General features: G+C 69.1%; 12 protein-coding genes. 5 read left to right on the forward strand and 7 right to left on the reverse strand.

The annotated features are described in order from the left end of the window. The coding region (locus AB4078_RS17760) for an HNH endonuclease signature motif containing protein (RefSeq protein ID WP_441978231.1) at positions 1–576 on the forward strand (576 nt) is incomplete at its 5' end. Positions 577–619: 43 nt separating this feature from the next. Next, positions 620–1369 (forward strand): ABC transporter permease, encoded by a 750-nt coding sequence (locus AB4078_RS17765; RefSeq protein ID WP_441978232.1) that lies wholly within the window; start codon positions 620–622, stop codon positions 1367–1369. Positions 1370–1580: 211 nt separating this feature from the next. Here AB4078_RS17765 and AB4078_RS17770 read toward each other — a convergent pair whose 3' ends face one another. Continuing rightward, a complete protein-coding gene (locus tag AB4078_RS17770) occupies positions 1581–3509 on the reverse strand; it encodes a DEAD/DEAH box helicase (protein WP_441978233.1) in 1929 nt (642 codons plus the stop codon). A gap of 91 nt (positions 3510–3600) precedes the next feature. Between AB4078_RS17770 and AB4078_RS17775 the strand changes: the two genes are divergently transcribed. Beyond that, positions 3601–4494, forward strand: a complete 894-nt coding sequence (locus AB4078_RS17775) for an alpha/beta fold hydrolase (protein ID WP_441978234.1) — start codon at positions 3601–3603, stop codon at positions 4492–4494. Here the strand turns inward: AB4078_RS17775 and AB4078_RS17780 are convergent. The 6 genes from AB4078_RS17780 to AB4078_RS17805 form a co-directional block, all read right to left on the reverse strand. Beyond that, positions 4473–5270 carry a glycosyltransferase gene (locus tag AB4078_RS17780; RefSeq protein WP_441978235.1) on the reverse strand — a complete coding sequence of 266 codons (798 nt, stop codon included), beginning with the start codon at positions 5268–5270 and terminating at the stop codon, positions 4473–4475. The genes AB4078_RS17775 and AB4078_RS17780 overlap by 22 nt on opposite strands. After that, entirely contained in the window at positions 5267–6967 is a 1701-nt protein-coding gene (locus AB4078_RS17785) for a long-chain-fatty-acid--CoA ligase (protein WP_441978236.1), read from the reverse strand. The genes AB4078_RS17780 and AB4078_RS17785 overlap by 4 nt, the downstream gene beginning before the upstream one ends. 75 nt (positions 6968–7042) lie before the next feature. After that, positions 7043–7843 carry an ABC transporter permease gene (locus AB4078_RS17790; protein WP_441978237.1) on the reverse strand — a complete coding sequence of 267 codons (801 nt, stop codon included), beginning with the start codon at positions 7841–7843 and terminating at the stop codon, positions 7043–7045. An 8-nt stretch (positions 7844–7851) separates the two neighbouring features. Continuing rightward, complete coding sequence (locus AB4078_RS17795) at positions 7852–8778, reverse strand: ABC transporter permease (RefSeq protein ID WP_440731970.1); 927 nt, start codon at positions 8776–8778, stop codon at positions 7852–7854. Between the two features lie 62 nt (positions 8779–8840). Next, a complete protein-coding gene (locus AB4078_RS17800; RefSeq protein WP_441978238.1) occupies positions 8841–10016 on the reverse strand; it encodes an ABC transporter substrate-binding protein in 1176 nt (391 codons plus the stop codon). 46 nt (positions 10017–10062) lie between these two features. Continuing rightward, the gene (locus AB4078_RS17805) at positions 10063–11145 is read right to left on the reverse strand and encodes an ABC transporter ATP-binding protein (RefSeq protein WP_441978239.1); all 1083 of its coding nucleotides are present in this window, start codon (positions 11143–11145) and stop codon (positions 10063–10065) included. A gap of 120 nt (positions 11146–11265) precedes the next feature. Here AB4078_RS17805 and AB4078_RS17810 point away from each other — a divergent pair, with 120 nt between their 5' ends. Together AB4078_RS17810 and AB4078_RS17815 are read left to right on the forward strand one after the other, a co-directional pair. Beyond that, positions 11266–12042 carry a FadR/GntR family transcriptional regulator gene (locus AB4078_RS17810; RefSeq protein WP_440731967.1) on the forward strand — a complete coding sequence of 259 codons (777 nt, stop codon included), beginning with the start codon at positions 11266–11268 and terminating at the stop codon, positions 12040–12042. Between the two features lie 29 nt (positions 12043–12071). Then, positions 12072–12860, forward strand: a complete 789-nt coding sequence (locus tag AB4078_RS17815; protein WP_441978240.1) for a cache domain-containing protein — start codon at positions 12072–12074, stop codon at positions 12858–12860. Positions 12861–12872 lie beyond the last annotated feature (12 nt).

A 12872-nucleotide genomic window follows, 5' to 3' on the forward strand; every position in this document is an offset into this window, starting at 1 on the left:
GACAAGGCGGTGAAGACGACGGTGTTCGTGACCGTCCCGATCGGGTTGCTCGCCGGTGTCAATCCCGGATCCGCGTTCGGTGTCGCCGCCATCGCGGGCGTCGCCGCCACCACGGCGAGCGCTGGCTCTTCGCTGAGTCCGGCGGGCAATCCGGTCGCCTCGGGCACGGAGGCGCAGCTGGTCGGGCACGGTCCGATCGACCCGGCCACCGCACGGCAGGCGTTCCTGGATGCGACCGGGTTCCGGCGGGTGATCACGGATCCGGTCTGCGGGGTGGTCTTGGATTTGGATCGGCGCACGTATCGGCCGACGAAGGCGCAACGTGACTGGCTGGTCCTGCAGCATGGGACCTGTGCGAGGGACGGCTGCGACCGGCTCGCCCTCGACGCCGACCTCGACCATGCACAGATGTGGTCCCAAGGTGGCCCCACCGACACCGGCAACCTGCGACCACTGTGCCCCGCCGATCATGTGCGACGACATCGCACCAGGATGATCTACCGGAACCGCGAGAACCACACCGTCCAAGTCATCACCCCGACCGGTTTCCGAACGAACGACCCACCGCCCTTCTGATGCCCCCCGTCCGTCCTAAGCGGTGGAGGATAGGCTCGCGACCGTGAGCGCTTCCGTCGACCTGATCCCGACCCTGATCGGCGTCGGCATCCTCGTCGCCGTGGCGACCGCCGCCCTCCTGCTGTTCCGGGTGCGAGGATCCTGGGCGCCTGCTGCGGCCATCGCGCGCGGTGTGGTCCAGCTGGCGATCATCAGCCTGATCCTCGGCGGGATCATCACGCAGCCCGCGCTGATCGCGGTCGCGCTTCTGGTGATGTTCGGCGTGGCGGTCTCCGTCGCGACGCAGCGGATCGGGTGGAGCGGGCACGGGGCGCTCGTGATGTCGACCTCGATCGCGGCGGGCATCGCCGTGGCAGCGGCAGCGGTCTTCGGATCCGGCGCGCTGGCCCCCACCCCTCGGTACGCGCTGGCGATCGGCGCGATCATCATCGGGAACACGATGAACATCGCCACGCTCACGGGCAGGTTGTTCCGGAGGACGGTCCTCGACCACTGGGAAGAGGTCGAGGGGTGGCTCGCTCTGGGAGCCACGCCGCGGCGCTCGACGCTGGACCTCGCGCGCGGCGCCGTGCGCGATGCCCTGATCCCCTCGGTCGATCAGACCAAGACGACCGGTCTCGTCGTGCTCCCGGGCGCATTCGTCGGCGCGATCTTCGGCGGTCTCTCGCCCCTCGAGGCCGGTCGGTTCCAGATCATCGTGCTGGCGGCCATCATGGCGGCCGGATCCGTCACTGCTGTCCTCGTCGCGACCTGGCTGGGCCCGGTGCGCACCAAGCCAGTGGTCGCGGCCTGACGACGAGTCCGGTGGATCCTGCTGAGTGCCCGCGCTCGTGCCGCTCACAGCGGATTTCGTCGAGTGCACGGGATCGCGTCGAATGCACGAGTTCTACGCGTCGACTTCTCGTGCAGTCGGCAACAGACCGTGCACTCGCGCACGCGGCGCGTCTCCGTGCGCACGGCAGAAAGCCGTATGCCCGGCGCGAGGCCGGGCATACGAGTGGGACTCAGTCCTTGTGGCGCGGCTTGCGCGGCGGCCGGTCGTCCGTGCGGCCGCCATCCTGCGGGGCGTCGTCGCGGCGCGCACGGTCCCCATAGCCACGGTCCCCGGAACCGCTCTCGTATGAACGGCGCGGACGGTCGCCGTAGGCACGGTCGTCCCGGCCACGGTCGTCACGGCGCGGGCCCCGGTTCGGGCGGCCCGAATCGCGCTGGATCTCGATGAGCCGGCCCGAGATGCGAGTGTCGCGCAGGCGGTCCAGCACTGAGGAGTCCAGGGTGGACGGGAGCTCGACGATGGAGAAGTCCGGACGGATCGTGATCGCGCCGAAGTCGTCGCGGCCGAGGCCGCCCTCGTTCGCGAGGGCGCCGACGATCTGTCGGGGCTCGACACGGTGACGGCGGCCGACCTCGATCCGGTACGGCGTGTAGTCGCCACGGCTTCGCCGTTCCGGACGGGCGCCGCGATCGTCACGTTCCCGGGAGTCGCGTCCACCCGTGCGCTCCGTGCGCTCGCGCTGCGGACGGTTGTCGGCAGCCACTGCGGCCGACAGCGCGTCGGTCGCCGGGTCCAGCAGCAGCGGGGTCGCGCCCTGCGCGACGACCGCGAGCGCCGCGGCCACATCGGCCTCCGGCACGTCGTGGTTGCGCACGTAATGGGCGATGATGTCGCGGAAGCCCTCGATGCGGCTCGTCTCCTCGAGTGCCGCGGTGATCGCGTCGTCGAAGCGCGCGAGACGCGTGCTGTTCACGTCCTCCGTCGTGGGCAGCTGCATCTGCGTGGGCTGCTGGCGCGTGGCGCGCTCGATGTGCTTGAGCAGGTAGCGCTCGCGCGGCGTGATGAAGCTGATCGCGTCGCCGGAGCGGCCCGCGCGACCCGTGCGGCCGATGCGGTGCACGTAGGACTCGGTGTCGGTCGGGATGTCGAAGTTCACGACGTGGCTGATCCGCTCGACGTCGAGACCTCGGGCGGCGACGTCGGTGGCGACGAGGATGTCGAGCTTGCCGTCCTTGAGCTGGCCGACGGTGCGCTCGCGCTGAGGCTGCGGGATGTCGCCGTTGATCGCGGCGGCGGAGTATCCGCGTGCGCGGAGCTTCTCTGCGAGCGTCTCGGTCTCGTTCTTGGTGCGGACGAAGACGATCATGCCCTCGAAGTTCTCCACCTCGAGGATCCGGGTGAGCGCGTCGACCTTCTGCGCATACGACACGACGAGATAGCGCTGCGTGATGTTCGCGTTGGTCGTGGTCTTGCCCTTGACCGAGATCTCCGCCGGATCGTGCAGGTACTGCTGCGCGAGGCGGCGGATCGTGGCGGGCATGGTCGCCGAGAACAGTGCCACCTGCTTGGTGTCGGGCGTCTGCGCGAGGATCTGCTCGACATCCTCGGCGAAGCCCATCTTCAGCATCTCGTCGGCCTCATCGAGCACCAGGTTCTTCAGCTCCGACAGGTCGAGGGTGCCCTTGGCGAGGTGGTCCATGATGCGTCCTGGCGTACCCACGACGATGTGCACGCCTCGGCGCAGCGCCGACAGCTGCACGCCATAGCCCTGACCGCCGTAAACGGGCAGCAGGTGCACGCCGGGGATCTTCGCGGCGTAGGACTCGAACGCCTCGGCAACCTGCAGAGCGAGCTCGCGGGTCGGGGCGAGCACCAGCGCCTGAGGCTTCTTCTGCTGCAGGTCCAGGTTCTCCAGGATCGGCAGAGCGAACGCTGCGGTCTTGCCCGTTCCCGTCTGCGCCGTGCCCAGCACGTCGCGGCCGCCGAGCAGCAGCGGAATCGTCTCGCGCTGGATGGCCGACGGCGTCTCGTAGCCGAGCGCCTTGACGGCGGCGAGGACGGGTCCGGTGACCCCCAGCTCCTCGAAGCCGGGAGTCTCAGGAGCCTCGGACGGCGTCTCGGGGGCGGGCTCGGTAGCGGCGATATCGTCAGCAGTCACCCGCCAACGATAGTCCCTGCGCCTGGGCAGCGCCTGGCGTCGTGCGATGCCGGCTCCATCGGAACCACGAATGGGGCGATACCGTCGGATCATGACCGCGTCCGCTGCCCCCGCCGACCGTGCCGAGGCGATCGAGCGCGACGCCCGCCTGGAGGACATCGACTGGTCAGTGCCGCCCCCGGGCGCCGTAGTCTCATCCTTCGCTGCGCCGAGCGGTTCGCTGGCCGCGGTCGCCTTCGGTGAGCCGGCGCGCGGGCGCATCGTATTGGTGCCCGGTGCCACGGGCTCGAAGGAGGACTTCGCCCTCATGCTCCCCGATCTCGCCGCCGCGGGCTACCGGGTGGAGTCCTTCGATCTGGCGGGACAATACGGGTCCGCTGCGGCGGGCCCGCCGGCGGGGGAGCCCTACACCGACGAGCTGTTCGACCGCGACCTGGTGGCCTTCCTCCGAGACGGCGGACCTGCGCACCTGCTGGGCTATTCCTTCGGCGGCATGCTCGCGCAGCGCGTCGCGGTGCGTCACCCCGAATTGGTGCGATCCCTGGCGCTGCTGACCACGCCGCCGGCCACCGGGAACGTCTTCCGCAGCATGAAGGTGCTGGGGCCGATCGCGGGGCTGGCCGGCCCTCGGACCGGGGCGGCGCTGCTGATCTGGGGGGTGCGGTGGAATCTGAACCGGGTTCGTCCCGGCCGGCTCGCCTTCGTGCGCTCCCGGTTCGCCTTCACCCGGCGCAGCAGCGTGGACGACATGGTGGGGCTGATGATGCGGGCACTCGACCTGCGCGCCGCGGTCCGCGCCCTGCCGATGCCGAAGCTCGTGGCCACCGGCACCCACGACCTGTGGCCGGTCGCGGCGCATGAGCGTTATGCGAGCGATATCGGCGCCGAGCTTCACGTCTACGACACCGGGCACAGCCCGTGCGAGACCACGCCGCACCAGCTGTGCGCCGACCTGCTCTCGCTCTACTCCCGTATCGAGGAGTGAACGTCGGCCTTCCGCGCCCGGCGCCGGGCGGGAAGGCGATGCCAGGGCGCCTCTTGTGGCCAATGCAGGCGCATGGTCGGCAGCACCCGGTCCAGGCGCCGACGCAGGGAGCGCCAGTTCTCGAAGGGGCGCGCGGAGACCAGCACCACAAGGTCCGTGTCGTGCAGCACTCTCATGCCGGGCCGGATGTGCAGCGAGAGGTCGAGGTCGTCGTGGATCCGGTCTTCCGAGCGGTGGAATCCTGCGGACAGCTCGTGCCAGGCCGTCGCACGCATCGCCATATTGGAGCCGAACAGCGGTGCATGCCCGAGAAGCGGGGTGAGCACGACGTACATGGCGCCGATGTAGAGGTGGCGGCCGATCCAGCGGATGGCCGGGTTGCCGCCGTAGAAGTGCGCCGTGCCGGTGATGAAGTCGACGTCGTGGCTCGCCATGCCCCGTTCGATGCGGGCCAGCCAGTCCTGGCCCGGCACCGAGTCCGCGTCCAGCCGGGCGATCACCTCGTGGCGAGCCGCGTCGTAGCCGGCCGCCGCGGCACGCGGGATCCCGATGACGGGCTCGGAGATGACCGTGGCGCCGGCGGCGGCGGCGGCGATGCGGCCCGAATCGTCGGAGCTGCCGTTGTCGACCACGATGATCTCGTCCGCGGGCCGTGTCTGCGCGGTCAGAGCGCGGAGACAGCGTGCGAGGAAGGGCGCGTCATCACGGCAGGGGATCACCACACTGATCGTCGTGCGCGTATCCTCCCCCGGAAGCGCGGCGTCCGGCACGCTCACACGCCGGTGCTCAGCGCGATCAGCCGCTCCTTGACCTGGCGCCGCAGCACCTTGCCGATCAGTGACTTCGGCAGTTCGTCGACCACGAAGATGCGGCGCGGCACCTTGTACGGCGTGAGGATCCCGCGGGCGAACTCGCGGACCGCCTCCACGTCGACGTCCGTGCCCGGATCCACGACGATCGCCGCGACGACCTCCTCGCCGGAGTGCTCGTTGGGAAGTCCCACCACCGCGGCATCCACGACATCGGGGTGCTGGCGCAGCGCGCCCTCCACCTCGGTGGGGGCGACGTTGAAGCCGCCGGTGATGATGAGCTCCTTGATCCGATCGACGATGCGCACGAACCCGCCCTCGTCGATCGTGACGATGTCGCCGGTGCGGAACCAGCCATCGACGAACACGGCCTCGGTCTCCTCCGGCTTTCCGTAGTAGCCGGAGAATACCTGCGGCCCGCGGACGATCAGCTCCCCGGGCTGCCCCGGCTCGACATCGTTCGACGGCTGATCGGGATCGACCACGCGGCACTCGGTGCCGGGCAGGGGAAGCCCCACGGTGCCGGGCACGCGGTTGTCCGCGACGGGGTTCGCCATCAGCACGGGGGAGCACTCGCTGAGGCCGTAGCCCTCGACGAGGTAGCCGTCCGTGGCCTGTTCGAACGGCACGACGAGCTCGTGCGGCAGCGCCATCGCACCCGAGATCGCGACCTCGATGCCCGCGAGCGACACGCCTTTCTCGGTGGCCGCCTTCAACAGGCGGTCCGCAATGGGCGGCACGAGCGGAAGGAACGTCGCCGGGTGCTTCTTCACCACGTCGAGCACCAGATCCGGATCGAACTTCGGGAACAGGACCAGCCGCGCGCCCATCGACATCGCGAACGTGAGGCACAGCGTCAGCCCGTAGGCGTGGAACATCGGCAGGACCGCGTAGACGACGCAGCCGTCGCCGCGCGTGATCGACGGCACCCAGGCCTGCGCCTGTGCGGCGTTGGCGAGCAGGTTGCGGTGCGTCAGGGAGGCGCCCTTCGGCGTCCCGGTGGTACCCGACGTGTACTGGATGATGGCGAGGTCGTCGGTCGCAGGGCGCGCATGCGTGGTGGGGAGCGGGGCGTACCCGACCACCGACTCCCACGTCACCGTGCCGCGAACCTTGGATGTGAGGGCGTCGCGAGACTCGCGAGCCTTGGCGATCGGCAGCCGCAGTGCGAAGCGGGTGAGGGCAGGCATCGCGCGCGTCACATCGACCGAGATGAGGTTCGTCATGGCGAGGTCCGAGGGGAACTCCTGGACGGACCCGACGACCTTGTTCCAGACGATCGCGTGCTTCGCGCCATGGTCCTCGAACTGCTTGCGCAGCTCGCGGGGCGTGTACAGCGGGTTGTGCTCGACGACGACGGCGCCCAGGCGCAGCACCGCATAGAACGCGACGATGTGCTGCGGGCAGTTCGGCAGCACGATCGCGACCGGATCTCCGGCCTTGACGCCGAGCGCCTTCAGGCCCGACGCCGCGCGCTCGATGGAGGACTGCAGGTCGCGATAGGAGGTGGTGCGGCCGAAGAACTGCAGCGCGGGTGCATCCGGGTAGTCGCGCGCGGATGCCTCCACGATGTCGACGAGGGATCCGGATACCTCCGCGAGGTCCTCCGGCACCCCCTCGGCGTAGCTGGCGGTCCATGGGCGCGGAGGAACGAACGTCGTCACGCGCTCAGCCTATGCCGCCCCTGGAGGATGCACGATCCCGGGCGGCGCAACCCCCTCCGCGCCGCCCGGGACGTCTCACCGGCGTTGCTGCTCGCTGCCGGAGAGTTTCTGTGCCAGGGCGATCGGCACGATCGAGACGACGATCAGCACCACCGCGATCACGGACACGATCGGAGCCTGGTTGGGGCGGGCGACGTTGTCGATGATGAACATCGGCAGGGTGCGCACCCCGGATCCGGCGGTGAACGTGGTCACCACGATCTCGTCGAACGATAGCGCGAAGGCGAGCAGGCCGCCGGTGAGCAGGGCGGAGCGCAGCTGCGGGAAGGTGACCAGGCGGAACGTCGTCCAGATTCCGGCGCCGAGATCGGCCGAGGCCTCCTCGAACGAGGTGCCCATGCGCCGCAGTCTGGCCACGGCGTTGTTGAACACGGTGACGATGCAGAACGTGGTGTGCGCGATGATCACGGTCCAGATCGACAGCGGCACCCCGAGGATCGTGCGGAACAGGTTGTTCAGCGCGATGCCGGTGATGATGCCCGGCAGTGCGATCGGCAGGATCACGAGGAGGTTCACCGTCGTGCGGCCGAAGAACGAGAACCGCTGCAGCGCGAACGACAGCATCGTACCGAGGACGAGCGCGAGGGCCGAGGAGATCAGCGCGACGAGCGCGCTGGTGCCGACGGCTTCGAGCGCGCCGTCGCTGCGGAACGCCCGGCCCCACCACTCCAGCGTGAGGCCGGGTGGCGGCCAGGTGAGCGAGGACGACGTGGAGAACGAGTTGATCAGCACGACCACCAGCGGCACGTACACGACCGCGAGGATCACGGCGGTGATGATGCCGAGGGTGACCCTGGTTCCGAGGGAGATGCGCACGGTGACTCCTACAGGTTGTCCAGGGCGCCGGTGCGGCGCACGAGGAACAGGTAGCCGAAGATGATGACGATCGGGATGAGTGCGATCGCGCTCGCGAGCGGCAGGTTGTTCGCCGCGCCGATGTCCTGGTAGACGAGCGTGCCGAGCATCTGGGCGCCCCCGCCGACGATGCCGATCGTGATGTAGTCGCCCAGCGACAGCGAGAAGCTGAAGATGGTGCCGGCGATGATCGCGGGCAGCGCCATCGGCCACACGACCAGACGCAGGGTCGCCCAGCTCCGTCCGCCCAGGTCGCCGGAGGCCTCGAGCAGAGAGCTCGGCACCCGCTCCAGTCCGGCGTAGATCGGGAGGATCACGTACGGCAACCACAGGTACGACAGCGTGATGATCGTCGCGGCGATGCCGTATCCGGGCGTATGCCCGCCGAGCGGTCGCAGCAGCCAGTCCAGGATGCCGTCGCTGGAGAGCACGGAGCGCCAGGCGAACGCCTTCACGAGATATGACGCCCACAGCGGGGTCAGCACCAGCACCACGAGGGTGCGCTGCAAGGCCGGGGAGGCGACCATCGCCATGAAGTAGGCGATCGGCAGCGCGAGGGCCACGTCGATCGCGGTGACGGCGAGGGCGATCCCCACTGTGCGCAGCGTGATGCCCTGGTAGAACGCGTCGGTGACGACCGTCACCACGTTGTCGAGGGTGAACTCGGTGCGGATCTGCCCCGTGTACGTGTCGGTGGTCCAGAACGCGGTGACCAGCAGCAGCGCCAATGCGACGACGTACACCGCTCCCAGCCAGAACAGCGGGGCGGACAGCAGGAGGGCGAGCCGAGCGCGCGGATGCGCGGAGAGGTAGACGGATCCACGTCGCGCCGCAGTGCGGCGCGGGAACGGGATCGGTGTGCGCGGCGGTGTCTTCGCCGGTGCGATGGTGCTCATGACGGCCTTTCGAATCCCGGCCCGGTCGCCCGGAGCGCAATGCCCCGGGCGACCGGATCCGATCAGTTCCGGATCTGCTGCCAGGCTGTGGTCCAGCCGGCGTAGTCGATGCACTTCACGTCGGTGCGGCCGTCCAGGCACTTCGCGATGGGGGTGGTCCAGTACCAGATCTTCTTGGCGTAGTCCGCGTCGCCCGCGTGATACGACGCGCAGTCGTCGCGGAAGTCGCAGGCCTTGTCGCTCGAGGGGGCCTCGCCGAAGTAGGCGGTGGCCGCCGCGTTCGCCTTCGGGCTGGAGATGTAGTCCAGCCAGGCGTACGCGCAGTTCGGGTTCTTCGCCTTGGAGGAGATCATCCAGGTATCGCTCCAGCCGGTCGCGCCCTCCTCGGGCAGCACGACGGCGGTCTTGGCGCCCTCGCCCTCGAGCGTGTTCTGGATCACCTGCCAGGTGGTGCCGGCGACGCTGTCGCCGGACTGGAACGACTGGACCTCCTTGAGGTAGTCGCCCCAGTACTCGCTGATGTTCGGCCGCTGCTCCTTGAGCAGGGAGACCGCCGCATCGAACTGCTTCTGGTCCAGCGCGTAGGGGTTCGTGATCTTGAGCTCGGGCTTGTGCGCCATGAGGTAGACCGCGGCGTCGGCGATGTAGATCGGGGAGTCGTAGGCGGTGATCTTGCCCTTGTGCTCCGAGGCCTTGTCGAAGACGACATCCCAGGAGGTGGGTGCGGTCGGGAACGTGTCGGTGTTGTACAGCAGCAGGTTGGCGCCGTAGCCGTGCGGGACGCCGTAGTGCTTTCCGTCGACGGTGTTCCAGGCGCGATCCTTGAGGAACGGGAAGATGCCGTCGTAGTTCTTCAGCAGCTTCGTGTTGACCTCTGCCACGTCGCCCGAGGCGATGAGACGCAGCGAGGCATCACCGGATGCGGACACCACGTCGTAGTCGCCGGTCTTCATGAGGTTCAGCGCCTCGTCGGACGTACCGAAGGTCTTCGCCTCGACCTTGCAGCCGGTGGCCTTGGTGAAATCGGAGACCCAGTCGACGTTCGGATCGTTCGAGCCGTCCTCCACGTAGCCCGGCCACGCCAGGATCTTGACCGCGCCTTCGGTCTTGCCGAGCTTGTCGACCGGCCCGGCGGCGGCACCGCCACCGGACCCAGCCGTGCCGCAGCCCGACAGGGCGGCGATGACGGCCGTGGAGAGGCCGATGGCCACGAGGGCTTTGAGCGTGTTCTTTCGCATGGGATACTCCTTCGTTCTTCTGCGTGCGGGGTGCGAGAGATGCCGGTCAGCGGGCGCCGGCCGTGCGGATGGTGCGGGAGGGAGTCTCGTTCTGCTCCGCGGCCGGGGCGTTGTCGAGAGCGACGAGATCCACGTCGCGCCAGGAGACGAAGACCCGGTCGCCGTGGGCGCCGTGCGCGCGCCCGCCGACGTTCTGCTCCAGGACCGTGACCCGGGGGCCCTGATCGAGGTCGACCACGAGGCGCACGCCGGAGCCGAGATAGATGGCCTCCGCGAGGACGCCCGGAGCGGAGCGGTAGCCGGGCTCGACAGAAGGGGCAGGGGAGACCGCGAGCTTCTCGGGGCGCAGCGAATGGTGACCGGTGCGGCCGAGCACGAGCTCGCTCGTCACGTCGTCGAACAGATTCGAGGTGCCCACGAAGTCGGCGACGAATCGCGAGACGGGCTTCTCGTAGAGCTCGAACGGCGTGCCCAGCTGCTCGATCCGCCCCGCGCTGAAGACCGCGATGCGGTCCGACAGCGTCAGCGCCTCCTCCTGGTCATGGGTGACGAAGATGAACGTGATGCCGAGATCGCGCTGGATCTGCTTCAGCTCGACCTGCATCTGCTCGCGCAGCTTCAGATCCAGCGCGCCCAGCGGCTCGTCCAGCAGCAGCACCTTCGGCTCGACGACCGTGGCGCGGGCGAGCGCGACGCGCTGCCGTTGTCCGCCGGAGAGCTGGCTGGGCTTGCGATCCGCGACGTGCTCGAGGCGCACGCTGGCGAGCGCTTTTCGCGCGCGCTCGCGACGTTCCTTGGTGCGCATGCCGCGCACCCGCAGGCCATAGGCGACGTTGTCGAGCACGGTCATGTGCGGGAACAGCGCGTAGTCCTGGAACACCGTGTTCACGTCCCGGTCGAACGGCGCCTTGGCCGTCACGTCCTCCCCGAACAACTCCACGGTTCCCTCCGTGGGCTGCTCGAAACCGGCGATGAGGCGCAGCACGGTGGTCTTGCCGGATCCGGACGGTCCGAGCATGGAGAAGAACTCTCCTTCGGCGATCTCCAGATCCACGCCGTCGACGGCAGGGACGGATCCGAATGAACGGGTGAGTCCGGTGAGTCTGATCGCGACGGGCTTGTCCGCCATCACATCTCCTTCGATGCGAGGACTAATCCTCTGTTAGTAGATGAATGGAATCATATGGGAACAGAGGATTTTGTCAACACCCGTGTTACCGTCGTGTCAGGAGCCTGGAAGGAGAGCGGCGTGGCACAGGTGTCGGCAGGTGTGGACCCCGCGCGGTCGGCCGTCTTCGCGCCGCTGTCGGACATCGGTCGGGCCGAGATCGTGGAGCGCCGCCTGCAGGACGCGATCACGTCGGGCGTGCTGCACGACGGAGAGCGGCTGCCGAGCGAGTCGCAGCTGGGGCGCCGGCTCGGCGTCGCCGTCGTCACCGCCCGTGAGGCACTGGAAGCGCTGCGCGATGCCGGCTTGATCGAGACCAGGCGCGGTCGCGACGGCGGGAGCTTCGTCACCTTCGACCCGGACACCGCGCGTCGCTTCACCGATGAGCGCATCAGGGCGATCAGTCGAGTCGAGCTGCGGGACGCGTCCACGCACTATGCCGCGATCGCGGGCATGGCCGCGGAACTCGCCGCCGACCGTGCCGGTGACGACGACGTGCAGGGACTGCGCGAGCTCGAGGAGCACGAGGACCTCTCCACGATGGGCGCCGCGCGCCGCGCCGTCGCCCGGTTCCAGCTCGAGGTCGCGGCCCTCAGTCAATCGCCGAGACTCGTGCGTGAAGAGCTCCGTCTGCAGGCCGAGATCGGTTCGCTGATCTGGTTGGGCCTGCGCGAGGAGGACAATCGGATCCGCAGCCGCGCCGCCCGACGTGCTGAACTCGATGCCATCGGCGCCGCCGACACCGAGGGGGCCAGGGCGATCGCCGTGCGTCGCATCGCCAGTGGCGTCGAATGGCTGCTGGACGAGAAGTCTCGGCTGGAAGCCGCGGCAGAGACCACCACGCCCGCGCGGGCGTGACACCGGAACACACGAAGAAGGAGCGCGAGATGACCGGCACTGTCGCCGAGCATGACGCACGCATCGCAGAGCGCATCGAAGGCACGTTCGCGCCCCTGTTCGCGCTCGTGGAAGGATGGCGCACCGCCGTTCAGGACGAGTTCCACGGTTTCGCGGTGCAGGGCACTGCCCTCGCCGCCGCGGCGCTGGATCCCTTCATGGATGCCTTGGCACGACCAGCTCTGGAGGCGCCGGGAGGACTCGTCACCGGGGCCGGTTTCGTCGCGACCCCAGGGCTCCTCGCCGATGCGCCCTGGCATCTGGCATGGTGGCTGCGCGAGATCCACGGCCTCGATCGCGGCGATCGCGGCGGCGTGCGACGTCTGGAAGCGGTGAACGACCCGGAGTCGGATCAGTTCCGCGACTACCGCCAGCTGGAGTGGTGGCGGGTGCCGGAGCGCACCGGCGAGCGCCACGTCACCGGCCCGTACGTCGACTACCTGTGCACCGACGACTACACGGTCACGGTGACGACCCCCGTCATGCACGACGGGCGGATGGTCGGTGTGGTCGGCATCGACGTGCACGTGTCGCGGCTGGAGCGCGTGATCCTGCCGATCCTGCGGGAGGCGGCCGGCACCGGCACAGTCGTGAACGGATCGGGCCGGGTGGTCGCCTCGAGCGACTCGCACCGTGTGACCGGGACCCTGCTGCGGGGGCAGGACGTGCAAAGTGCGCTCACCGCCCTGCGCGAGGGCGCTCTGTCGGCGGGTGGCGGCGAGGGAACGCGGGTCGTGCGGTGCGGGGACACCGCACTCTTCCTCGTGCTGCAGGACTGAGGCCGGGTGCGT

The sequence above is a fragment of the Microbacterium sp. 2MCAF23 genome (assembly GCF_052115565.1).
Lineage (GTDB): Bacteria > Actinomycetota > Actinomycetes > Actinomycetales > Microbacteriaceae > Microbacterium.

Coding starts and splice junctions, on each gene's coding strand:
- AB4078_RS17775 (WP_441978234.1), top strand. CDS start 3,601: ATGACCGCGTCCGCTGCCCCCGCCGACCGTGCCGAGGCGATCGAGCGC.
- AB4078_RS17795 (WP_440731970.1), bottom strand. CDS start 8,778: ATGAGCACCATCGCACCGGCGAAGACACCGCCGCGCACACCGATCCCG.
- AB4078_RS17800 (WP_441978238.1), bottom strand. CDS start 10,016: ATGCGAAAGAACACGCTCAAAGCCCTCGTGGCCATCGGCCTCTCCACG.
- AB4078_RS17805 (WP_441978239.1), bottom strand. CDS start 11,145: ATGGCGGACAAGCCCGTCGCGATCAGACTCACCGGACTCACCCGTTCA.
- AB4078_RS17815 (WP_441978240.1), top strand. CDS start 12,072: ATGACCGGCACTGTCGCCGAGCATGACGCACGCATCGCAGAGCGCATC.